This is a genomic window from Burkholderia sp. FW306-1C-G01B, assembly GCF_058781685.1.
Genome location: NZ_JBYSWZ010000006.1, coordinates 108,630 through 130,454, shown reverse-complemented (window position 1 = coordinate 130,454; position 21,825 = coordinate 108,630). Strand labels below are relative to the sequence as shown.

The window sequence follows — 21,825 nt, the reverse complement described above, 5'->3', positions numbered from 1 at the left end:
CAGGAGACGCAATGAACCGCACAGAATCGATCGCCGCTACCTCCGGCGTTTCGCCCATGACGAGGGCCGCCGCCGTGTTGCGCGTGACCAGCGGCAATTTCATCGAACAGTTCGATTTCTTTCTGTTCGGCTTCTACGCGACATCGATCTCGAAGATCTTTTTCCCGTCCACCAGCGAGTTCGCCTCGCTGATGCTCGCCTTCGCGGTGTTCGGCGCGGGCTTTCTGATGCGTCCGCTCGGTGCGATCTTTCTCGGCGCGTATATCGACAAGGTCGGACGGCGCACCGGGCTGATCGTTACGCTGTCGATCATGGCGAGCGGCACCATTCTGATTGCCTGCGTGCCTGGGTACGCGACGATCGGCCTGCTCGCGCCGGCGCTCGTGCTGCTCGGGCGTCTGTTGCAGGGCTTCTCGGCGGGCGCGGAACTGGGCGGCGTGTCTGTCTATCTCGCGGAAATGGCGACGCCCGATAACAAGGGCTTTTACACGAGTTGGCAGTCGGCGAGCCAGCAGGTCGCCATCGTCCTGGCGGCGGCCATCGGTTACGGGCTGAACCAGTGGCTGTCCGCGCAGCAGATCGGTGCATGGGGCTGGCGCGTGCCGTTTTTCATCGGCTGCGCGATCGTGCCGTTCCTGTTCATGTTGCGCCGTTCGCTGCAGGAGACCGCAGCGTTCGAAGCGCGGCGGCATCATCCGCAGGCGCGCGAGATTTTTGCGATACTGCTCGGCAACTGGCGCACCGTCATCGGCGGCATGCTGCTGACGGCGATGACCACCACCACCTTCTATCTCATCACCGTCTATACGCCGACCTTCGGGAAGTCGGTGCTGAAGCTGTCCACCTCCGACAGCCTGATGGTCACGCTGCTTGTGGCTGCATCGAATTTCGTCTGGCTGCCGATCGGTGGCATGATTTCCGACCGCATCGGCCGCAAGCCGCTGCTGCTCGCCATTTCCATGCTGGCGATCTTCACGTCTTATCCGGCGCTGTCCTGGCTCTCCGATGCACCGAGCTTCGCGCGCATGCTGATCGTTCTGCTGTGGTTCTCGTTCTTCTTCGGTATGTATAACGGCGCGATGGTCGCCGCGCTCACCGAAGTGATGCCGGTCGAAGTGCGCGTCGCGGGCTTCTCGCTGGCGTTCAGTCTCGCGACGGCGCTGTTCGGCGGCTTTACGCCGGCGGTATCGACGTATCTGATTCAGGTCCTGCATGACAAGGCCGCACCAGGCTACTGGCTGAGCTTCGCTGCGCTCTGCAGCTTGTGCGCGACGCTCAGGCTGTACCGTCGCCGCGCGGGCAGCAACGCGTCGGCGGCATCGTCGGCCTGATAGCGATTGCATCGGCCCGTTTACGTAACCCCGGCGTTGCACCGGGCTTTCGCGTTTTCAGCGGCGACAAGAAGGGTCGATGCGGTCCAGCTTGCGCAGCAACGCAGGCCACTCCATCTTGCCGTAAGAGCGGCGCGTCTGTGGTTGATTGCTCATGTGCCCGGCGCGCAGATTATGGGCTGACGGCCTATTCGACTGACCAACGAGTGGGCTTGCCGGGAATTTTTCATCTGCATGTCGGCAAACGATCATCGGAACGTGCGGCTGGCATTGGCCGCATATATCGATCACCTGTTGACGGACTGATTTTACCGGCTCACATGCCAATGGCTGAGCGCCTGAATCCGCACTTAGATAACGGATGTTCCCTCGGTCGCGTTGCTACTTGATGTGCTTCAACAGCCCGCTGTCGGGCAAGCCCCAGATTCGTCCAACACTGCTGGTCGACAAAGCCGGATGTGCTCGCGATTACCCATCACGAGCGTCAAGCGATCGGGCAACCCGAAAGCCAAGATCATCGATTGCAAATGTCGGATGGCTACGACGTCGATTCGTAGCAAGGCAGCCTCGTTCGGCATCAGCCCAACCACCGCCACGAAACACGCGATACGAACCATAGACTTCTGGGTCGTATAGATCGGCGCACCACTCCCAAACGTTTCCTAGCGTGTCGAAAAGCCCCCAGTCATTTGCTTGCTTTTGACCCACCTCATGCGTGTGCCCCCCCGAGTTTTCTCTATACCAGGCTATATCGCCGAGTTTGCCGTATCTCGGACCATTTGTTCCGGCGCGGCAAGCGTACTCCCATTCAGCTTCGGTGGGCAGGCGATAGCCGTTACTTTCTGGGACAAGAGAAGCCCCCGTTCCATCGCCATGAAATTCATAACAGTCGAGAAGGCCGGCCGCCTTTGAAAGCATGTTGCAGAACTGGGCGGCATCAATCCAGGATACGTTGACTACTGGACATTGCGCGGCGACATATGACGATGGCCATTGTCCGGTTACCGCAGCATATTGCGCCTGAGTGACGGGATAGCGGCCGATCAAAAAGTGCGGTAGGTCGACAGACCATCTACGGCCAATTCTGTCGTCCCTCAATGCAATCGTTCCTGCGGGAACGCGTATCGTTTGTATATCGAGTGTTTCAGACAGATGTTCCATTTTTCTTCATGACAATAGAAGCTGCTTACAGCGGCAAAGGCCTCCAATGCAGTATCTCACAAGGGCTTACCTCGCGTTAACGGAAGCAGCATGAGTGGGTAGCGAGGTGCGCCAAAACGAAGGATGCGTTGGATCAAAAGCGCGCGCGTTCGATAGTCGGACGAAGCTGACGTCGCGCGAGCGACTGTTGTATGTTTGCGGATTCAACCCGTCAATGCAACGAATTGATGAAATCGCTCAGCCGGTGTATCGAAGTTTAGTGTTTTTCGCGGACGCTCATTGAGCCGTCTGGCTACGGCGTTGAGCTTGACCTGCGAGGCGAAGGGTTTCGCAGACGGTGGCGAATCCAGCGCAGACTTGCGCTTCATTCGCGCGGCCGGGCCAAGCAGCTCGCTCGAAGCACGGCTAAATGTCGTAACCAACGACAGCATCGATCTCGGTGACCTGCGTGTCGATGGAGAGCCACTGCGGCTGGACGAGTCGGCCTGGCGTGTCGACTACGCCAATAATGTGGCGACTTTGTCGGCAACGCGGCCGGCGGCCGTGGCAGCCTTCGTATCCCGGCTTCGCAATGGCACAAAGCTTCAAGTCGGTTCGGAAGCAAGCGCTTATATTCCTCTCGATTGCATGGTCGCCGCGCTGTTGCGCATCGATGATCGACAGGGACGAATCGGGGGTGTTACCGCACTGATCCGCAAGGGCCCTGCACCGGCCTCCCGAGTCACACTCGCACCGTCACTACCGGTCGTACCGACACGGAAGATCGTTTCGCAGTTGCCCGATCAAGAGGAAAAGAGCCTGATCACGCGCACGAAACATATCCGGGACGCCAGTAGTTGCGAGAACAATGCGTCAAAGTATCTCGAAGAAGCGGCGTATGCGCTCAACACACAGAAGGCGTTGGTTTTTCTCCCATGCATTCAGGGAACCTACCAAGGATCATCGGACGTGTTTATCGCGCCGCGCATTGGTGGAGGAGCACCGGAGCCCATCAAGCTGAGAGATCCTGCGGGGGAAGTTTTAGACTCCTCACTGTTCGAACCGAGCTTTGACCCTGCTACTGGCGTCCTATCGACTTTTGCCAAGGGTCGCGGGCTGGCTGATTGCGGTTTTCGGGCCGAATGGATCTGGGATGGTCAGGCATTTCAGATTTCGGCTGCGTCGCAGCAGAATACCTGTGGTGGTGTTGGGCCCGGTGACTGGCCCACACTCTATCGGTCGCGAAAGAGGTAAAGAAACACCTATGTTCCCGCAGGCGCCTTCGATCTCGGTTGCGAGCGCGGCGCGTATGTTCGCGCCACGATCTGGCATCAGTGAGGCATCAGTGAGGCATCAGCGGCACGAACGGCTGCTGGCCCTCTGGCGTACTTTCTCCATGAACATGGGCATATCAAAGACCGGGAGATCGTCATCGAACAGGAGCGGTTGATGCAACCACCGTCTCCAGACGTCATCAAAGTGTGCTCGACATTGACGACGGCAAAGTTTCGCGATTGATGGCCGGAGGTGGCGCTAAGGTGGCGCGGTCGATGGATCTGGAAGTTTGACGAGAAGGGCCGCTCCGAGTCGCGAGCGCCCAGCCGCGACCCGCCGCCAGCGCGGCGACGGTCCTCCTCGAAATGTCGCGTCAGCGCGAAGCCTCGCCGTCGCGGCGCGATGATCCTCGACCGCCGACGGAGTTCAGGCTGCCGCCGCCTTATGAATCGAGTCGTGCTGATCGCCACCCAGGATATCGACGAGACTGGTCAGCATCCGCCCCAATTCACCTGTCATCAGCGTGACATCCGAGTCGAAGCGTTCATCGTCGTTCTGCGCGGTGGGATCCGTCGCCTCCTTGATCACGTCGAGCGGCGTGACACGCTTGATCGTCAGCGACGGTGTCAGCACGAAGGAGATCCGGTCATCCCAGGTCATCGCGAGGCGCATGCATTGTTTGCCGGCCTCGATGTGCCGGCGCATGTCGTTCGCTTCCAGCGCGTGGCCGACGTATCGCACCGTGGCGCCGCCTTCGCCGCTCGAGCGCAACTCGGCGTCCTGGTCCACGGTGAATCCGCCCGGCGCCTCGCCGGACAGCAGCCAATCCGTCATCGCGGCGACCGGCGAAAGCGCCACATGAACGCCGGCGAGCGGCAACTGATCGATCGATTTGACGAGCAGGCCGCGAACGTCGTCGGCAAGAGCCTGTGCAGCCGCATCGATGACGAGCCAGCCGTTCACCGTATCGATCCACACGCGGGTATCGCGGCGAATGGTGAACGCGCGAGGCAGCAGTTCGTCGGTAACCTGCTCCTTGAGTTCGCGCAGCTGTTTTCGCCCCACCTTGAAGCCCTGCTGCTCCTCGACTTCAAGCGCCCGGGCCTTGGTCACCTGATTGACGACCGACGCCGGGAGCAGCTTCTTTTCGGCACGGAACAGCAGCAGCATCTGCCGGTTGATCGAATACACAAGCGCGCCGTCGTCACGCGGCGACGCCCATCCGACGCTCTGCATCTCGACGCTGCTGCCCGGCTGAAACGCGTGGGGCGCCAGCCATTTTTCCATCTGATCGGGGGTAACGGCCCAAGGTGCCGGAAGACGATGAAGCTGAAGATTTTTGAACCACATAGGAGTACGGGCAAAGCGCACCATTCTATATGACGGTGATGCTTCCAGGTCATGAAGCGCCATTCATCCAGGCCGCCACGTGGATATTCGTGCGTCCGCTCCGCCCCTGTGAACCGCCGTTCGACCGTGAACGATGTGCGTTGCGTCGTCGGCCATGGCGGACGTTCGGCTGTCGCCGTGCGCGAGGCTCACGTGCTTTGCCCGCAACTTCGGGGCATGGCGGTAGCCAGACAGCCCGTCGATCCGTCCCCCCAATGCCTTCGGCCCGATAAAGCATAGCGTTCCCAGGGGGCGCGACATCGTCGCGTCCAGCGCAGACAAGAAAAGAATGCCTTGACAATTGAAGCATATGCTCCTATCTTGGCTGCAAGAGAGCATATGCTCTTATTTCCAAATGGAGCCAAGCCATGAACCAGGCCGAAATACTTGTGAGCGGTGCAACCGGACGGACCGGAGGTATCGCTATCGACGAATTGCTCAAGATGGGCAGGCGCGTGCGCGCATATGTGCGCACGGACGACGATCGGGCAGCCGCCCTGAGGCAGCGCGGAGTCGATATCGCCGTTGGAGACTTCACCGACATCAATGACATCCGTGCAGCGATGGAAGGAATCCGATCGGCCTATTTTCTCCATCCGATCGCGCCAGGAATCATCGGGGCTGCAGCTTATTTCGCGCAGGCCGCAAAGGAGGCGGACGTCAAGGCGATCGTCAACATGTCGCAGATTTCCGCGCGCCGGGAGTCGAAAAGCCACGCGGCCCAGGATCACTGGGTTTCCGAGCGGGTCTTCGACTGGTCGGGCGTTCCGACTACACATCTGCGCCCCACGTTCTTTGCCGATTGGCTCGTCTATCCGCATTTTGCGAAGGAGATCTGGGCCCGGAAAAAGATTGAATTTCCCTTTGGCAATGGCCGTCACGCACCCATCGCCACTGATGATCAGGGGCGGGTTATCGCCCATGTCCTGGCCAACCCCGAAGGCCACGAGGGCAAGATCTATGCGCTCCATGGTCCCGTCGAGATGAACCATACCGAGATCGCCGCGGCGATGAGTGAGGCTCTCGGTGCCCGGATCGAATACGAGCCAAGTTCCATCGAGGAGTTTCGGATCAAGATGGAAAATCTCTACAAATTTCCACCGTTCCTCACGCAGCATCTGGTCGAGGTTGCTCAGAACTACCGTGACGGCGTATTCGCGGGTACCAACGATGTCATCGAGAAAATTACCGGAAAGCCGCCACTCTCGGTCCAGCAGTTCATTACTCAGAATCGAGCCGTATTCGCGTGAGCACGACCCCAAACGAGTCGAGGTTTGAAAATGGCACACACTCAAGACGAGCGTCACCCGTTTCTGGACGATCTAACAACTGATGCAGAGTTGGTCAGTTCGGTGTTGCGTGGCCCCGTATCAGGGCGCGACGAAATCCGGCTGGCAGTCAACACCGTCGGAACGTTCTACGCCTCGCAGACGCCCACATTTGTTCAGGCTGTCGGTTCGCGGCTCTTTCTCGAGTACGAGGCCGTTCTGACGAGCGGCGAGAACCTGAGTGCGGTCGTCGTCGTCGACCACAACTCCGACGGATCAGTGCCGCGCGTTAGCGTACGGATGAGCCCGCTTGACGCTGTGCTGACTCTCGCTGCCCATCTGCGGATGGCACTTTCAAAGCAGCTTCCGGAAAACCTTTTTCTTTGAACCAGGCGCCCGCAGGCCAGCGGAGGAAGATGCATCTCCCCGGAGCGCGCGGCTTTAAAAAAGGAGCTTGTCATGGAAATCAAGAACGCCACCGTCTTTATCACCGGCGCCAATCGCGGCCTGGGCCTGGCTTTTGCACGAGAGGCACGTCGTCGCGGGGCGACGAAAGTGTACGCGGGCATGCGCAACACGAATGGCTTTGAAGAGCCGGGCATTGTGCCGGTCAAGATCGATGTTACGGATACGGCGTCGATCGCTGCAGCTGCGAAACAGGCGGCGGATACGACTCTGCTGATCAACAATGCGGGCATAGCTGCGCTGATCGACGGGCCCATGGCGGCCGACGTCGAAGCGCAATCCACTCGCATGTTCGATACCAACTACTACGGCGTAGTGCGCGTCACGCAGGCCTTCGAGCAGATATTGGCGGCCAAGCGGCATGCGGCGATCATCAACGTGCTTTCCGACATCGTGTGGCTTCCGCGGCCGTATCTGACGCCGTATGCGGCGTCAAAGGCAGCAGCATGGAGTTATACGAACCAGCTTCGCTTTCATCTGCATGAGCGTGGCATTCAGGTTCTCGGCCTGCACGTCGGATTCGTGGATACCGACCTGACCAATGGCATTGACGTGCCTAAAGCCAGCCCCGAGGATGTTGTGCGGCGGACCTATGATGCTCTCGCCGCCGGCAAGAGCGAGGTTATGGCCGACGAGGGTACAGCGGTGCTAAAGAGTACGCTAGCGGCTGAGGTGCCGGGCTACATTACTCCGCCGGAAGGGCTTTAAACGCCGCAGATGACGAGAGTCGGCTACGGGGGCGAGACTTGAGGCGCGCAGATTGCCGGGGCGCCAACGTTTTCAGTGTCGACTTTCATCGAAAGATACCGCCGTACCTTCGCGCGTGCGCGTAGCATTCCGGCAATCAAAAGAAATGAGGAGTGGAACCAGATGTTGCCGTTCGACCAGCCGCTTGGAATCGATCAATGCAACTGCTTCGCAGTGAGGAAGGCGAGCAGGCAGATATCCCGCCTCTACGATAGCCATCTCGAGCCGGCGGGCCTGCGCATTACGCAATTCCTCACCCTGGCCGCACTGGACGAGGTGGGAAGTGCCGCGGTCAACGCCCTTGCCGAACGGCTCGATATCGAACGGACGGCGATGGGGAAGATGGTTGGCTTCCTTGAGCGCGACGGCTTCGTCGCGATCAAGCCCTCGCCCACGGACGGTCGAAGCCGCGTTGTCGAGCTCACCGAAGAAGGACGGCGCCTGCACAAAAAAGCGGCCCCGCTATGGCGGGAAGCGCAGCGGGAGTTCGAGCAGTTGAACGGCGTAGAGAATGTCGCGGCGCTACGGGAGGGGCTTAGAGGAGTGGTCGTCGGCGATGTGACGGTACGCCCCCCCGGGGACTGACGGTCCACAAGAATTGCCGCAAACGCACGAGACCGCCGCTGCCCGGGACGATAGGAAGTGACGCGGCGTCGACAAATACGAATGGGGCATGGACGGATTGAATCCGCACTTGCTTGCAGCCGCTGATTTCGTACTGGGTCGAGAGTCCGGAGTGGGGCGGAGGTCGCCTCTCGCAGACGTCGGCAGCCGGCGGCGGTACCGGCCGATCCCCAAAAGGGTGAGCTTAGGTATTGGCGTAGGTTTGTGCGCCGAGCCTTGTCGGAGAGGCCGCAGGTACTGCCGCATTAATCGCGAGTGGCTTGCAGTGTATCGGGTAACAGGATAGTCATCGGTCAGACGTAAAGCTGCTTTGGCTTCCCGAGTTTATCTGCGGCTCTGATCCGGTCCATCGGCGCACAGCGGATAAAAGAAAGGCCCGCGTTGTGCGGGCCTCGTATCAGCAATTGCCTTTCTTCGCTTGTCCGGGCGGGCAGAAACCGTTCCCCGGACCACCTTGCGGCGCGACCACTACCGGCGGACCGGGAACGTAAGCCACGCACCCGCTGAGTGCACCGATCATGCTCGCCGCAGCAAGCAACGCGATAACCCCTTTTTTCACTTCGTTCTCCCGTTTGAGGGGAAAGGGCCGTTCGGCCCTTTCCGTTATGCCGTTGAACCGTCAGAAATTGAAATTGACGTTCGTTTGGCTAGTCGTTGCATTGACGTTCGTCGATTGCGTTGCGCCCGACGCTGCGTCCGCTTCGATCGTATATTGGCCCGCCGACGCCGGCGTCGCAGCCAGCGTGACCGGCAGCGAACCGGAGTACGTGCCGACGATCGGCGCGGCCGTCGGCACCGACAGCGCGTACGCGCCCGTGTCCAGGTTTGCGTTGATCGACGTGATCTCGTATGCGTTTGCATCGATCGTCTGCAGTGCGCGCACCAGCGCGTTCGCGCTCGCCGTCACCGTGCCGCTGACCGTGCTCATCGTCGAAGCAGGCAGCGTGATCGGCAGGTTCGACGTCGACACGGCCGTGCTCGTGTTCACGACAACCGGCACCGAGCGGACGACACCCGACGCGACGTTGTTCTGCACGATCACGACGTCGTAATTGCCCTGCGTCGAGCTCTGGATCAGCGGCGACAGCACGAACTTGCCGCTGCTATCGGCCACCGTGCCGCGCACGACCTTGCCACGCTGCTCGGCATAGACCGTTGCGCCCGCTTCGGCCTGTGCGACGTAGCCGGAAATCGCGCCGCTCACGACCGTCGGCGTTGCCGTCACGACCGGCTTGAGCGCATAGGTGCCGTTGCCGCGCTGCACGATCGATTTGCACGCATTGAAATCGAGCACGAGGTCGACGAGCGTGTTCGGTTGGACCGTGAACGGCGAGATGATCTTGTAGCCGCTTTGCGTCGCGCTCGGCGTCGCGAGCGCCTGCTCGCTGCCGCCCGTCGGCACGACCGAGTTCGCGAGCGTGTTGCCCTGGTTCTGCGCGAGCACGAGGCGGACCTGCTGGTACTGGCCGGCCGGCAGCGCGGTCTGGCCGAGATCGGCGAGTGCGCCGTTGGTCAGCGACAACAGGTCGATCTTCTGCGGTGCCGGCAGCGTGATCGTCGACCAGCCTGAGTCGTTGTCGCCCGCGTTCGAACTGGCGTTTACGCGCACCTGCGACACGGTGACGAACACATGATCGAAGCCGCACGACGGTGCGTCGGTCATCGCGACATGCAGCGTGCCGTTCTGCACGCTGCCGCCGTCGTCTCCGCCGCCGCAGCCGGCAAGAACGAACGGCACGATTGCAGCGCAAAGGGCACTTTTAAAGAGCTTATTCATTGTCACCCCCCATGGGTGTTATTGTGGGTAACCGAAGAATAGCGTCGCTTCAGCCTACTATTTTGGGCATCTTTGCAACGAACGGTAACTTTTGGTTCTATCGGTAAATCGTCCGCGAGATTGATGTCGCGTCAGGGGAGTGAAGCGGAACAGGGCGGCGATTATCGAGGGAGCGTGCGCAATGCAGGCGGCACGGGACAAAGCGATTGCGACGCGGAAGTAGTTAGTATCGCGGTGCTTAAATCAACGATTGTCCGCACGCCACTGACGAGGTGTGACACCGGTCAGGCGCATGAATGTCCTCGTGAAATGGCTCTGGTCCGCAAAGCCACACAAATCCGAGATCATGTTCAGAGGCATGGGGGACGTGCGCATGTACTTTTTTGCCAGCTCTACGCGTTGATTGATCAGCCAGCGATGCGGAGGCAGTCCCGTGGTCTGATGAAAGGCCTTGACGAAATGACTGCGAGACAGACCGCAGGCTTTCGCCACATCGACAAGCGAAATTTTTCCGTTGAGGTGTTCGAACAGGAGTCCTTTTGCCTGACGCTCCTGCCACGGCGTGAGTTTGCCGGTCTGCCTTTCCCGCCGCTCGCCGATACCGCCGTACTGACGTGCGATATGCGTCTGGAAAGCGAGCGCGACATGATCGATGAAGAGTTGCGACGCATGCTCGGGCTGCGCCAACGCGGGCAGCAATGATTGTCCGAGGTGATGGACGATCGGGTCGGTTGCGCTCAAGTGCGGCGGCAAATAAAGCTGCGGTCGTCGCCGGCCGCCGATTTCATCGGCCGTTTCCTCCAGCGTTCGGCGAGGCAGATGGAAGTGGAGACAGTCGAACGCCCCTTTCAGATCCGCCACCCACCTGCGGTCGAGGTCGTGAATCGTCACGGTCCCTGCGTTGTAGGGGACGAAGCGAGCAGCACGTCCGTCAAGCCACAATTCCTGTTCGCCGAAAGCGCGCAATTGCAACACGACGAGATCGGCATCTTCGAGGTCATAGGGCGCGGTCCGGCCCATATTTCTTCGTGCCGTCTTCAGCCGACTGATACCGATCTGCGCGGACGGCAATGTTTGGGTGACGACGGTCTGCCTCACGTCGGCCGGAATGAACTCGGAAGAGGCGTTGTCCGACGGTGCAGTAGCCATAAAATCGGTGAGAAGGTCAAGGATGAGACCCTGCAGTCTACCCAATCGAAATTACGGTTGACTGGCCAGACGGCCGCCGCGATTGCGCATCAGAGGCCGAGTTTCCGTTCGCTCATCCACTTCACGATCGCCGGATCGCGATGGGAGAAGAAACTGCTCGTGCCGGCCTCCAGCGTGGCGATGGCCTGCATGTATTCCTCGGACAATTCGAAGTCGAAGACGGCCAGGTTTTCCAGCATCCGCTCCTTTCGCACGGACTTCGCCGGAGCGACGATGCCACGCTGTACCAGCCAGCGCTGCACGCCACCCGGCCATCTACGGCCATCGACCCGCACTTTCGGACTGCCATTCAAACGTCGCTTCCGCCCGGACCGTGGACTTTCGTGTGCGGATTTCGTCAGTCATGTAGTCGGCCGTTGATTACATCCCTGCTTCATTCCCGGCCGCAGACGGCACCTGCGGCACGGCGTGCGGGCGACGCCCGCGGAACGTCGTGAATTTCGATGCGTTGCCGCGAATTCATTGCACGCGACCTATACTTTCAAAGTCATTTCGTCCGCGACAAGGAGGCGCAATCGTGCCTATATGCTTCGCGCGGCATCCCGCGCGGTCATCCACGCAAGACCCATGACTACTGTCGTATGAGGAAGGACATCATGACGCGCAAATACATCGATTGCCGGGAATTCCCGAGCGAAATGAATTGTTCCGTTGCGCTATCCGCGGATTCCGAAAACGAGTTGCTCGAGGCGGCCGTACAGCATGCGGTCGCGGTTCACAAGCATGCCGATTCGCCGGAGCTGCGTTCACAGCTGAAAGCGCTATTTCATGACGGCACACCACCCGTTGAAACACCGCGTCAAGCGTAATGCCGGCGCGACGGATCGAAGAGCAGCGACCACCTCACGACGGCCATCTGCCAACCACGTATTGGTGTTGACCGTAGCTGCGCATCTTGCCGAAATCTTCTTCTGAATGTGGTCCATGGGGCGGCTATCGGAGTTCGGCTGTCGTGCGAATACCTCGCTGCCGGGCCGAACCCGTACTTCCGCGTTCGGCCATTTTCTGCCCCGTTGAGCCGCTACACCTGACGGTTAATCGAAATACGGCTCCAATACCCCCTCGATCCAATCCATGAAAGCCCGGACGCGTGGCGACAGGTTGCGCCGATGGGCCACGACGAGCGATGCGGCGAGGGGCTCGGGACGCAAGTCGGGCAGAACCTCCACCAGCGCGCCGCTTTCGATGTGATGCGCGAGCGCCGAATATCCCGCCTGGATCAACCCGATGCCCGCAAGCCCGGCGGCATGATAGGTCTGCACACTGTTGACCTGCATCGCGCTCGGCAACGGAAGCGACGCATAGCCGTCGCCGTCCGGGTATTCCCATCCGGCATGCCGGGCGCCGAGTGTCAGCGTGTAGTGAACCATCCGATGCCCCTGGCTGCGCAGATCGTCGAGCGTATGCGGTATGCCGTACCGTGCCAGATAGCTCGGGCTCGCCGCATTGGTCATGCGCAGCTTGCCCAGCGGTCGGGCAATCAGCGTCTCGTCGACGATCGGACCCAGACGGATCACGCAATCGAACCCTTCCTGGACGAGATCGACACGCCGATCGGTGCTGGAAAGTTCCAGTTCCAACTCCGGATGTGCCGCCATCAGTTGCGGCAGGGCGGGAACCACGACGCTTCGTGCCAACTCGGTGGGCATGTCGACGCGCAACCTGCCCCGCAGCGGTGTGCCATGACCCGAGAACATCGATTGCAACTCCTGTACTTCGGCCAGCAGGTCCCGTGCGCGCAGATAAAAGGCGCGTCCGTCTTCAGTAAGCTGCACGCTCCGCGTGGTCCGATGCAACAGCGCCACGCCGACATCCCGCTCGAGTCCGCGGATCACCATCGACACACGCCCCTTCTGAATTCCAAGGCTTTCGGCCGCACGCGTGAAGCTCGTCATTTCGGCGACACGGGCAAAGATCAAAAGCGCGTCGAGGTTTTGCATTGTTCACCCAGGGAGTAACGGAACGTTCAATTTGTCATCATTTATAACTCAGTTACGACTCAGTAGAGTGGCTTCCCATGTCGTCCACGGAGGACAACTTGAACGAAAGGGAGCAGCCATGACACAACATACCTCTGCGATCAAAACGGTCGTGGTCTACCACTCCGGCTATGGGCATACCGAGCGTATGGCAACAGCCGTCGCCGAAGGCGCCGGCGCCGTACTCGTCGCAATCGACACCGACGGAAACCTTGCCGAGGATGCGTGGGATGCGCTGGCCGGCGCGGATGCGATCCTGTTCGGCTCGCCGACCTACATGGGCGGCCCCAGCTGGCAGTTCAAGAAATTCGCGGACGCGTCCTCGAAAGCCTGGTTCGAAGGCGGGTGGCAAAACAAGATTTTCGGCGGCTTTACCAACAGCGCGAGTATCAACGGCGACAAGCTCAATACGCTCGAATACTTCTTTCTGCTCGCCGGGCAGCACGGCGGCATCTGGGTCAGCATGGATATCAAGCCGGCGAACGTGAAAGCTTCGATGCGTGACGACCTGAATCGCATGGGCTCCTATATCGCGCCGATGGCGCAGACGCCTGCCGATGCGTCGCCTGACGAGATGTCGCCAGGGGATCTCGAGACGGCGCGCCGCTACGGCGCACGCGTCGCGATGATCGCCGGACAGTTTCGGTCCGGACACGCTCAACGCAACTGAAATCCTGGCGCGCGCGACGCGACGAAACGGACGCCGCCACCTGTCATCCAGCCACTCTTGAAAGGAATGGCCATGAAATACAAGCAACTCGGCCGCACCGGCCTGTATGTCTCGGAGCTGTGCCTCGGCACGATGACGCTGGGTGGCAATGCCGACGCGGGCATGTGGAAGGCGATCGGCGCAGTCGGTCAGGACGACGCGAACCGGTTGATTGCCCGCGCGCTTGCCGCGGGAATCAATTTCATCGACACCGCCGACATTTATTCCTTTGGCCAGTCCGAACGACTCGTCGGACAGGCACTGAAAGACATCGGAGTACCACGCAACGAAATCGTGCTGGCGACGAAGACAGCCGGCGTGATGGGCCCGAAACCCAACGATCAGGGGGCGTCGCGCGGTCACATCATGGATTCGGTGCAGAGAAGCCTGGAACGGCTCCAGGTCGACCATATAGATCTTTACCAGATACACGCCAGCGATTCTGTCACGCCAATCGAAGAAACGCTGCGGGCCCTGGACGACCTTACGCGGCAGGGGCTGGTTCGTTATGTCGGCGTGTCGAATTGGCGCGCAGGCAAGATCGGTAAAGCGCTCGGACTGAGTGCGGCGCTTCATGCCACGCGCTTCGAAACGCTGCAGGCCTACTATTCGATCGCCGGACGCGACGTGGAGCGCGAACTGGTGCCGCTCGTGATCGACGAGCAGATGGGGCTGCTTGTCTGGTCGCCCCTCGCGGGCGGCTTGCTTTCCGGGAAGTTTGGTCCCGGGGCACCAGCCGAAGAAGGTTCGCGGCGCAGCCATTTCGATTTTCCGCCGGTCGATCTTGATCGGGCCTGGCCGTGCGTTGCGGAGATGCGCGCCATCGCCGACGCGCGCGGTATCTCGGTCGCCCGGATAGCGCTCGCCTGGCTGCTCGCCAGGCCGCATGTCACGAGCGTCATTATCGGCGCCAAACGGGTCGAACAGCTCGAAGACAATCTCGGCGCGGTCGATGTCGTTCTCACCGAGGACGAGCTTGCGCGTCTTGAAGCCGTGAGTGCGCTGCCTAGTTGTTATCCAGGCTGGATGATCGATCGTCAGGACGCGAGCAGGCGTCCGTTGCCGTTCAGGCCCGTTGCGTCGAATTAGAACCGGTTACCGCACACCCATAGGGCGGTTGTCCGAATGCGCCCACTGAAAGAGAGATAAGCATGCCAAAAGGTTATCTGACGTTGCTATCGACGAGGCGAATCACCTGCACGCCAGGTTTAGCCAAACCATCGCGAGATGGCGTGGGCGACTTCTTCATGGTCGGGAGCGGCTTCGCATGCCCACGCGACGATCCCGTCGGGACGCACCAATATAGCGCGCACACCTAACCGATCCTTGGCGTCGGCTGCGACATAGGCGAGGCGCTCGCGCCAACGGTTCGCAAGCGCCTGAAGCGATGCGCCTGAATCGAAGTCCAGCAGGAGTCCCCGCCCGTCGCGCAACAGGCGGCCTGCCTTGGTTCCGTCGACCAGTTCGAAATCGGGTACGCTGCGGCCCACCAGCGGATGAGGGCTGCCAAGATCGTAGCGAAGCGAAACACCCCAGACGCGCTCGGCGAAATACGTTGCGCCATCCCGGGTCTCGATGAGATCGCGAACGATCGCTTCCAGCGCGCGCGTGCCGGGGGTAGGTCGCATAAGAGCGACTTGCGCACGCGACCAATCGAGAACGCGTGCCCCTATCGGATGCCGCTCTTGTTGATAGCTGTCGAGCAGACCGGCCGGCGCATCGCCACGGATGGTGGCTGCCAGCTTCCAGCCGAGGTTCATCGCGTCTCCGAGTCCAAGATTGAGCCCTTGACCGCCCAAAGGAGAGTGGATGTGCGCCGCATCGCCCGCGAGCAGCACTCGTCCGTTCCGATAGGTCGTTGCCTGGAAGGCACGATCCGTCCACGTGGAAGCCTGCCTGAGCCTGGTCAGCGTGATTTCAGTGCCGGACACGCGGCGCAGCACCGCCTGCACATGCTCCAGCGTGACGGGGTGAAGGCGGTGAAACGCGCCGCCGTCGAATTCCACCATCGCAATCGTGCCGGGTCGCGCATAGGTGTACATGCCCGTCGATGTGTAGTGTCGGCCGGCGGGAAGTGCGTCCGGCTCAGCCATGTCGACTTCGACGGAGTAGCCGGTGAACTCCGGACCAGTACCGACGAAATCAAAGCAGCCGGCTTTGCGGATCGCACTGCGGCCGCCGTCGCAGCCGACGAGCCAGCGCCCGCGAAAAGTGTTCCCACCCGCATGAACGGTCACCGCTCCATCCGACTCGTGGAATGCGTCGGCGCTCAGGCCTCGCCGGATCTCGCATCCCGTCGCGCCGGCTCGACGAGCCAGGACCGTTTCGAGTGTCTCCACTGCCACTGCCATGCTGGTGTCGGCCGAGCCTGACAGGCGATACGGCCACTTCGAGGGATCGATGTCGTCGTGATGGAACGGAATGCCGGCGAAATGACCGGCGGGCCGGCGCGGCTGCTGCCTCCAGTGCGCGATCGTCGCAGTCTTGTCCGCGATAGGGTCGGCACGCCCGGCCTCGATTACCTCGTCCAGCAGCCCGCGCCTGTCAAGCGTTTCGAGGGTGGGGGCCGAAAGGCCGCGCATGCCGAACGGCAGGCGCTTTAACGAAGAGTGCGGTGTTTCGGCGCGCTCGAGCACGAGGACCGACAGCTTGAACAGGCGAAGCTCGCAGGCGAGAAACAGACCGACGGGGCCAGCCCCGGCAATCACGACGTCGTAAATATCCTGATGGTGCTCGTGCATGAACCACTCCTGTGTCGATGTTCGACCGGGGCGTTTCTCAGGTTGAGCGCCACACGGACGAACGTTTGGACGCCTGGTCGGCGTCGGATGTTCGTCGTGGGGATCTCATGCACGGGGCAAAGACCAGAGCTTTCGCTAACGAAAGGACTTGGGCTTACCAAACCAAGTCTGCCTTTTCCGACACCGCGTTATAACACCGCAGCGAAGACGCGTAAATGGCGGCGATGGTTCGCCCACCGCAGTGCGATGGCGCGCCGGCGTGTTACGTCGACCATGCACGAAACGCCTGGTTGGCAAGAACCGGAATGGGTCTCGACGGCAGTTGTGCAACCGACTCATGTTTTTGACGTTCTTCATTCGCGTTCACGAAAGGACGTATTAGCGTTTCCCCCGATATAGGAAAGCGCCGTACAAGCCGATGTTGCAGAGAGATATTGTGTGAATAATTGATCCGAGGCCAATTATGACGACATCCGCAACAAACGGGCCGAACGACGCACTGCCTGAAACGCCCGAAGCGGCAACGGCATCCGACGACGCGTGCCGTGCACCGTCGATCCTGCTGGTCGACGACGAGCCGAACGTGCTGTCGGCGCTCAAGCGCGTGTTCCGACCCGCGGGCTACGACATCCTGACCGCCGACAGCGGCGAGGCCGCGCTCGAGATACTGGCGTCGACCGAGGTCGACCTGATCGTGTCCGACATGCGGATGCCGCGCATGAGCGGTGCGGAATTTCTGGCCCGCGCGCGGGCACTGTACCCGGACACGATGCGCATCCTGCTGACCGGCTATGCGGATATCGCATCGGTCGTGCAGGCCGTCAACGAAGGCGGCGTGTATCGCTACCTGAACAAGCCGTGGGACGATCACGATCTGCTGATGACCCTCGAACAGGCGCTGGAGCAGCGGCGCTTGCGCCGCGAAGCGGCCCGGCTGACCGCGCTGACGGAAGCGCAGAACGAGGCGCTGCGCCGTTTCAACACGGAACTCGAAACGCAGGTGCGCGCACGCACCGAGGAACTCGGCCAGACCGTGATGTTCCTCGAAGCGGCGCAACGCGACCTGAAAAGCAGTTTCACGGCAATGGTCCAGGTCTGCGCGAGCATGATCGAGCTGCGTTGCGGGACCGCCGGCGGACACGCGATGCGCGTGGGCGAGATCGCGCGCCGGCTCGCGCTGGCGTCGGGGATGAGCGAGCTGCACGCGCAGGACGTCTATTTCGCGGGGCTGCTGCACGGCATCGGCAAGTTGTCGCTGCCCGACGAATTGCTGCACAAGCCGCTCGCGCGGATGACGACGGACGAACACCGGCTGTTCCAGCAGCATCCGCTGCGCGCGCAGATGGTGCTGACGCCGGTCGCGCAATTGCACAAGGTCGCATCGATCGTGCTGCACCAGTACGAGCGCTTCAACGGACGCGGCACGCCGGACGGGCTGACCGGCGACGCGATTCCGCTCGGCTCGCGGATCGTTGCGATCGCACGCGATTTCGAAGGGCTGCGCAATGGCGAAATCGGTGTGCCGCATTCGGTCGAACAGGCGCTCGATGCGTTGCGCTCGCAGGCCAGCGTGCGATACGACCCGCAGATCGTCGAACGTTGCATCGAGCTGATGCGTGACCCGGCGAGTCTCGGTATCGCGGCGTCCGTCGCGGAGATCAAGTCCGCGCAGCTGCGCGAAGGGATGCAGCTCGCCGACGATCTGCGCACGCATCGCGGCGTGCTGTTGATGACGAAGGGCAGCGTGATGTCGGCGCACCAGATCGAGCTCGTGCGCCGTTTCGAGACGCGGGAAGGGACGCCGTTCGACATCCTCGTTCTGGCCGGCGCGGCGGCGTCGACGCAGGCGCACAACGCAGGCGCGCCGCCCGGCTGACGCAGGATACATGGCCTGATGGACGCTGCGCGCGCTCGATCGCGCGGCGGCAACGCCTTCACACCGATTCGGTCGCTCGATCATGCACGGCACCTATGACCTCCCGCTCGTCCTGCTATCGCTTGCGATCGCGACGCTGGCCTCGTATACGACGCTCGACCTGGCCGCGTTCATTTCGCTGCTCGACAACCCGAAGCTCAAGCGTGCGTGGCTGGGCGGCGGCGCGGCCGCGATGGGAACCGGGATCTGGTCGATGCATTTCGTCGGCATGCTCGCGTTTTCGCTGCCGATCCCGCTCGGCTATGCGCTGCCGGATACCGGCGCGTCGCTGGCGATTGCCGTGCTCGTGTCGTATTTCGCGCTGAACGTCGTCACGCGCGCACGGCTGGGCTGGCGGCGGCTGTTCGCGGGCGGTGCGCTGATGGGCGGCGGGATTGCCGGCATGCATTACACGGGGATGGCCGCGATGCACATGCAGCCCGGCATTCGCTACGATCCCGCGCTGTTCGCCGCATCGATCGGCATCGCGGTGATCGCGTCGACTGCCGCGCTATGGATCGCGCAGGCGCTGCGCGTGCGGCAGGCGCGTCATGCGACCGCGCAACGCGTCGGCGCGGCCTGCATCATGGGCATTGCCATCACGGGCATGCACTATACGGGGATGGCGGCGGCCCATTTCGCGCCGGATGCGCGATGCGGCGCGGCGAACGGGATCGACGCGCCGTGGCTCGCAACGACCGTCGCGCTGTTTACGATGGCGACGCTGATCGTCACGCTGCTGCTCAGCCGCTTCGATGCGCGCACAACCTTTCTGCGCGGGATGGCCGACACGCTCGAGCGGCTCGTGCGAATGCGTACCGCGGAACTCGAACGTGCGTTGCACCGCTACGAGCAGACGACGGAGATGCTGCAGCGCACGCGCGAGAACATGGCGACCGAGATCGACGAGCGCAAGGCCGCGCAGGCACGGCTCGAACAGGAGAAGGAAGAGCAGCGGCGCCTTCTGCATGTGCTCGAGGAAACCCACGTGCAGTTGCTGCAGTCGGAAAAGCTCGCGTCGATCGGCCAGCTCGCGGCGGGCGTCGCGCACGAGATCAACAATCCGATCGGCTTCGTCAGTGCGAACCTCAATACGTTGAAGACATGGGTGCGAAGCCTGCTCGATGTGGTCGCGGCGCATGAAGCGGCGCTGCCGCAGCTCGACCCGGCCGCGCGCGACGCGCTGACGGCGATGGGCCGCGCCGTGGATCTGGACTACGTCCGCGACGAGATCGTGACGCTGATCGACGAATCGATCGATGGCGCGGTGCGGGTGCGGCGCATCGTGCAGGACCTGCGCGATTTCTCGCGCCCGGTCAGCGACGAGTGGAGCGTGGTCGATCTCCATGCGGGCCTCGAGAGCACGCTCAACGTCGTCCATAACGAACTGAAGTACAAGGCCGACATCGTGCGCGATTACGGCGACCTGCCGCAGGTCGAATGCCTGCCGTCGCAGTTGAACCAGGTGTTCATGAACCTGCTGGTCAACGCGGCGCAGGCGATTCCCGAGCGCGGCGTGATCACGATCCGCACGTCGAGCGATGGCGAGCAGGTGTCGATCGCGATCAGCGATACCGGAACGGGCATGACGCCCGACGTCGTCCGGCGGATCTTCGATCCGTTCTTCACGACGAAGCCGGTCGGGCAGGGGACCGGGCTTGGCTTGTCGGTATCGCACGGCATCGTCGAGCGCCATCGCGGCACAATCGACGTGACGAGCGAACCCGGGCGCGGCACGACGTTCTGTGTGCGGCTGCCGGTCCGGCGGGCCCGCGACAACGCGGACGTGGCGGAGCTGGAACAGCGGGCATGAGGTGCGCGAACCGGGTTCGGCAAAAAGATGAGCGCGACTCAGACCGTCGCACCCGCCGATCCAGCAACGTATCGCTCGACGCGCTGAGCGTCGTGCCCGGCAGCTCGTTCAGGTGCTCGACCACACGGCTGATGAACCGGCTGCACGCCGCCGGCAGGGAACGCCGTCGCCGCGACGGGAGGGCACGCGCCGTTCCCGTCACGACACGCTGTCCGACGCGCTATCCGGTCGGCGTCGGCTGCGCGACGTCGCGGCTATCGGTCGACGAACCCGGCTTCTCCGCCGCATCATCCGCGACAGGCAACGCGACACGCACATAAAGAAACGCACGCCGTTCGCGATCGGGCAGCACTTGCGGCCCGTAGCTGATCGCGACCTTGCCGTCGTCGATCTCGCCGGCCTGCGCGAAACGCCACGCGCCCGGATCGCTGTCGAGCAGGAATTCGGCGCGCGCATACGCGTGCGGCTCGAACAGTTCGGGAATCGTCACCGTCCGTCCGTCGAGCTTGTCGAGCAACGCGTCGACCACGTTGAAGCCATAGCCGTCGCGCACGATGTCGCAAATGAAGCTGCCCGCGATGCGCGGATTCAGTTCGATCACGTGCGGCACGCCGTCGTGCACGATGCAGTCGAGATGCACGGGCCCCCACGTGAGCCCGGCGGCCGCGGTCGCGCGCGTGCCGACGTCGATCAGCGCGCGCAGCGTGTCGGCATCGAGATCGAGTTCGGACGTATAGCCGCGTTCGAGAAAGCCGGCGCCATGCCGCTTCAGCTTGCGCAGCGCGCCGATGTAGCGGCCGTCGAAATACTCGACGCAGTATTCGCTGCCGCTCAGGAATTCCTCGACGACGACGCGCTCGATCGCGAGCGACTGCGCATCGACTCGCGCGGCGGCGAGCGCGTCGAGCTGCGCGCGCACTTCGGCGATAGTCTCGCAGCGTCGGACGCCGTCACTCGCCGATCCCTCCGACGGCTTGACGACGACCGGAAAACGCAACGGGTCGGCCGCGGCGGCGAGTGCCGCCGGCGCGCCCAGCGTGCCCGTGACGAATTGCGCGGCCGGGATGCCGTGCGCGGCGAGCAATGCCTTCTGGTTCGACTTCGACACCGCGTGCGCGACGTGCCGCGCATCGGGGCCGGGCAGGCCGAGCGCGTCGGCGACCCACGCGGCGGTGCGCGCATAGGTGTCGTGAGCGGTCGTCACGCGCAGCGTGTCGATCTCGTCCGGAAAACGCGCGCGCAGCCAGCCGGCGAGCTGGCCGGCGTCGGGTTCGAGGTTGATCGTCTCGACACCGTCGGGAAACGCGCCGGCGAGACGATGGCCGGGCGCGGTGACGACGGTCACGGCCACCTGGCGCGCGAGCGCGGCGCGCACGAGCGCGAGGCTGCTGCCGGTGGCGCGTGCGCCGATCACGATGAGTCGCTTCATGCTGGATCCTTGAT

General features: G+C 62.2%; 18 protein-coding genes and 2 pseudogenes. 11 read left to right on the top strand and 9 right to left on the bottom strand.

Going from position 1 to position 21,825, the window contains the following annotated elements; all coding sequences use genetic code 11:
• Window positions 1–11 precede the first annotated feature (11 nt).
• Window positions 12–1,331 carry an MFS transporter gene (locus tag AC3WLY_RS14010; protein ID WP_072439550.1) on the top strand — a complete coding sequence of 440 codons (1,320 nt, stop codon included), beginning with the start codon at window positions 12–14 and terminating at the stop codon, window positions 1,329–1,331.
• Window positions 1,332–1,388: 57 nt separating this feature from the next.
• Here AC3WLY_RS14010 and AC3WLY_RS14005 read toward each other — a convergent pair.
• Both AC3WLY_RS14005 and AC3WLY_RS14000 read right to left on the bottom strand, forming a co-directional pair.
• A pseudogene (locus AC3WLY_RS14005) lies at window positions 1,389–1,478 on the bottom strand (class II aldolase/adducin family protein); the annotation flags it as partial.
• Between the two features lie 321 nt (window positions 1,479–1,799).
• Window positions 1,800–2,492, bottom strand: coding sequence for a formylglycine-generating enzyme family protein (locus AC3WLY_RS14000; protein WP_076476802.1), 693 nt, complete (start codon window positions 2,490–2,492; stop codon window positions 1,800–1,802).
• Between the two features lie 279 nt (window positions 2,493–2,771).
• Here AC3WLY_RS14000 and AC3WLY_RS13995 point away from each other — a divergent pair, with 279 nt between their 5' ends.
• Window positions 2,772–3,725 carry a DUF1176 domain-containing protein gene (locus AC3WLY_RS13995; protein ID WP_492332680.1) on the top strand — a complete coding sequence of 318 codons (954 nt, stop codon included), beginning with the start codon at window positions 2,772–2,774 and terminating at the stop codon, window positions 3,723–3,725.
• Window positions 3,726–4,172: 447 nt separating this feature from the next.
• On the opposite strand, the gene AC3WLY_RS13990 is transcribed toward AC3WLY_RS13995, so the two are convergent.
• Window positions 4,173–5,096: a recombination-associated protein RdgC gene (locus tag AC3WLY_RS13990; RefSeq protein WP_492309517.1), complete on the bottom strand. Its 924-nt coding sequence runs from the start codon at window positions 5,094–5,096 to the stop codon at window positions 4,173–4,175.
• 407 nt (window positions 5,097–5,503) lie between these two features.
• On the opposite strand from AC3WLY_RS13990, the gene AC3WLY_RS13985 reads away from it, so the two are divergent.
• The 4 genes from AC3WLY_RS13985 to AC3WLY_RS13970 all read left to right on the top strand — a co-directional run bounded on the left by AC3WLY_RS13985 (window position 5,504) and on the right by AC3WLY_RS13970 (window position 8,200).
• Window positions 5,504–6,385 carry an NmrA family NAD(P)-binding protein gene (locus tag AC3WLY_RS13985; protein ID WP_492309518.1) on the top strand — a complete coding sequence of 294 codons (882 nt, stop codon included), beginning with the start codon at window positions 5,504–5,506 and terminating at the stop codon, window positions 6,383–6,385.
• Between the two features lie 30 nt (window positions 6,386–6,415).
• Complete coding sequence (locus tag AC3WLY_RS13980) at window positions 6,416–6,790, top strand: hypothetical protein (protein ID WP_492309519.1); 375 nt, start codon at window positions 6,416–6,418, stop codon at window positions 6,788–6,790.
• Between the two features lie 72 nt (window positions 6,791–6,862).
• Window positions 6,863–7,576: an SDR family oxidoreductase gene (locus AC3WLY_RS13975; RefSeq protein WP_425132481.1), complete on the top strand. Its 714-nt coding sequence runs from the start codon at window positions 6,863–6,865 to the stop codon at window positions 7,574–7,576.
• 162 nt (window positions 7,577–7,738) lie between these two features.
• Entirely contained in the window at window positions 7,739–8,200 is a 462-nt protein-coding gene (locus tag AC3WLY_RS13970) for a MarR family winged helix-turn-helix transcriptional regulator (protein WP_175963474.1), read from the top strand.
• A gap of 658 nt (window positions 8,201–8,858) precedes the next feature.
• On the opposite strand, the gene AC3WLY_RS13965 is transcribed toward AC3WLY_RS13970, so the two are convergent.
• From AC3WLY_RS13965 to AC3WLY_RS13955, 3 genes and pseudogenes are all read right to left on the bottom strand, one after another.
• Window positions 8,859–10,016, bottom strand: coding sequence for a DUF4382 domain-containing protein (locus AC3WLY_RS13965; protein WP_492309520.1), 1,158 nt, complete (start codon window positions 10,014–10,016; stop codon window positions 8,859–8,861).
• A 243-nt stretch (window positions 10,017–10,259) separates the two neighbouring features.
• Entirely contained in the window at window positions 10,260–11,165 is a 906-nt protein-coding gene (locus AC3WLY_RS13960) for a helix-turn-helix transcriptional regulator (protein WP_175963476.1), read from the bottom strand.
• Between the two features lie 89 nt (window positions 11,166–11,254).
• Window positions 11,255–11,467 (bottom strand): annotated as a pseudogene (locus AC3WLY_RS13955) (aldo/keto reductase); the annotation flags it as partial.
• 354 nt (window positions 11,468–11,821) lie between these two features.
• On the opposite strand from AC3WLY_RS13955, the gene AC3WLY_RS13950 reads away from it, so the two are divergent.
• On the top strand, window positions 11,822–12,034 hold the full coding sequence (locus AC3WLY_RS13950) for a DUF1059 domain-containing protein (RefSeq protein ID WP_072439835.1): 213 nt from the start codon (window positions 11,822–11,824) through the stop codon (window positions 12,032–12,034).
• A gap of 225 nt (window positions 12,035–12,259) precedes the next feature.
• Here the strand turns inward: AC3WLY_RS13950 and AC3WLY_RS13945 are convergent, their stop codons facing one another.
• Window positions 12,260–13,165 (bottom strand): LysR family transcriptional regulator, encoded by a 906-nt coding sequence (locus AC3WLY_RS13945; protein ID WP_492309521.1) that lies wholly within the window; start codon window positions 13,163–13,165, stop codon window positions 12,260–12,262.
• A gap of 118 nt (window positions 13,166–13,283) precedes the next feature.
• Between AC3WLY_RS13945 and AC3WLY_RS13940 the strand changes: the two genes are divergently transcribed.
• Complete coding sequence (locus AC3WLY_RS13940; RefSeq protein WP_310136291.1) at window positions 13,284–13,874, top strand: flavodoxin family protein; 591 nt, start codon at window positions 13,284–13,286, stop codon at window positions 13,872–13,874.
• 72 nt (window positions 13,875–13,946) lie between these two features.
• A complete protein-coding gene (locus AC3WLY_RS13935; protein WP_492309522.1) occupies window positions 13,947–15,002 on the top strand; it encodes an aldo/keto reductase in 1,056 nt (351 codons plus the stop codon).
• 119 nt (window positions 15,003–15,121) lie between these two features.
• Here the strand turns inward: AC3WLY_RS13935 and AC3WLY_RS13930 are convergent, their stop codons facing one another.
• Window positions 15,122–16,654 (bottom strand): FAD-dependent monooxygenase, encoded by a 1,533-nt coding sequence (locus tag AC3WLY_RS13930; protein WP_492309523.1) that lies wholly within the window; start codon window positions 16,652–16,654, stop codon window positions 15,122–15,124.
• A gap of 463 nt (window positions 16,655–17,117) precedes the next feature.
• Here AC3WLY_RS13930 and nosR point away from each other — a divergent pair, with 463 nt between their 5' ends.
• Window positions 17,118–18,530 carry a response regulator c-di-GMP phosphodiesterase, NosR family gene (gene nosR, locus AC3WLY_RS13925; RefSeq protein WP_175963030.1) on the top strand — a complete coding sequence of 471 codons (1,413 nt, stop codon included), beginning with the start codon at window positions 17,118–17,120 and terminating at the stop codon, window positions 18,528–18,530.
• 82 nt (window positions 18,531–18,612) lie between these two features.
• Complete coding sequence (locus AC3WLY_RS13920; RefSeq protein WP_492309524.1) at window positions 18,613–20,382, top strand: histidine kinase; 1,770 nt, start codon at window positions 18,613–18,615, stop codon at window positions 20,380–20,382.
• A gap of 220 nt (window positions 20,383–20,602) precedes the next feature.
• Here the strand turns inward: AC3WLY_RS13920 and AC3WLY_RS13915 are convergent, their stop codons facing one another.
• On the bottom strand, window positions 20,603–21,811 hold the full coding sequence (locus AC3WLY_RS13915) for an ATP-grasp domain-containing protein (protein WP_310136303.1): 1,209 nt from the start codon (window positions 21,809–21,811) through the stop codon (window positions 20,603–20,605).
• Window positions 21,812–21,825 lie beyond the last annotated feature (14 nt).

What these genes read in the sequence shown, in the direction of transcription:
- AC3WLY_RS14010 (WP_072439550.1), top strand. Translation starts at nt 12, where the DNA reads ATGAACCGCACAGAATCGATCGCCGCTACCTCCGGCGTTTCGCCCATG.
- AC3WLY_RS14000 (WP_076476802.1), bottom strand. Translation starts at nt 2,492, where the DNA reads ATGGAACATCTGTCTGAAACACTCGATATACAAACGATACGCGTTCCC.
- AC3WLY_RS13990 (WP_492309517.1), bottom strand. Translation starts at nt 5,096, where the DNA reads ATGTGGTTCAAAAATCTTCAGCTTCATCGTCTTCCGGCACCTTGGGCC.
- AC3WLY_RS13985 (WP_492309518.1), top strand. Translation starts at nt 5,504, where the DNA reads ATGAACCAGGCCGAAATACTTGTGAGCGGTGCAACCGGACGGACCGGA.
- AC3WLY_RS13980 (WP_492309519.1), top strand. Translation starts at nt 6,416, where the DNA reads ATGGCACACACTCAAGACGAGCGTCACCCGTTTCTGGACGATCTAACA.
- AC3WLY_RS13975 (WP_425132481.1), top strand. Translation starts at nt 6,863, where the DNA reads ATGGAAATCAAGAACGCCACCGTCTTTATCACCGGCGCCAATCGCGGC.
- AC3WLY_RS13970 (WP_175963474.1), top strand. Translation starts at nt 7,739, where the DNA reads ATGTTGCCGTTCGACCAGCCGCTTGGAATCGATCAATGCAACTGCTTC.
- AC3WLY_RS13965 (WP_492309520.1), bottom strand. Translation starts at nt 10,016, where the DNA reads ATGAATAAGCTCTTTAAAAGTGCCCTTTGCGCTGCAATCGTGCCGTTC.
- AC3WLY_RS13960 (WP_175963476.1), bottom strand. Translation starts at nt 11,165, where the DNA reads ATGGCTACTGCACCGTCGGACAACGCCTCTTCCGAGTTCATTCCGGCC.
- AC3WLY_RS13950 (WP_072439835.1), top strand. Translation starts at nt 11,822, where the DNA reads ATGACGCGCAAATACATCGATTGCCGGGAATTCCCGAGCGAAATGAAT.
- AC3WLY_RS13945 (WP_492309521.1), bottom strand. Translation starts at nt 13,165, where the DNA reads ATGCAAAACCTCGACGCGCTTTTGATCTTTGCCCGTGTCGCCGAAATG.
- AC3WLY_RS13940 (WP_310136291.1), top strand. Translation starts at nt 13,284, where the DNA reads ATGACACAACATACCTCTGCGATCAAAACGGTCGTGGTCTACCACTCC.
- AC3WLY_RS13935 (WP_492309522.1), top strand. Translation starts at nt 13,947, where the DNA reads ATGAAATACAAGCAACTCGGCCGCACCGGCCTGTATGTCTCGGAGCTG.
- AC3WLY_RS13930 (WP_492309523.1), bottom strand. Translation starts at nt 16,654, where the DNA reads ATGCACGAGCACCATCAGGATATTTACGACGTCGTGATTGCCGGGGCT.
- nosR (WP_175963030.1), top strand. Translation starts at nt 17,118, where the DNA reads ATGACGACATCCGCAACAAACGGGCCGAACGACGCACTGCCTGAAACG.
- AC3WLY_RS13920 (WP_492309524.1), top strand. Translation starts at nt 18,613, where the DNA reads ATGCACGGCACCTATGACCTCCCGCTCGTCCTGCTATCGCTTGCGATC.
- AC3WLY_RS13915 (WP_310136303.1), bottom strand. Translation starts at nt 21,811, where the DNA reads ATGAAGCGACTCATCGTGATCGGCGCACGCGCCACCGGCAGCAGCCTC.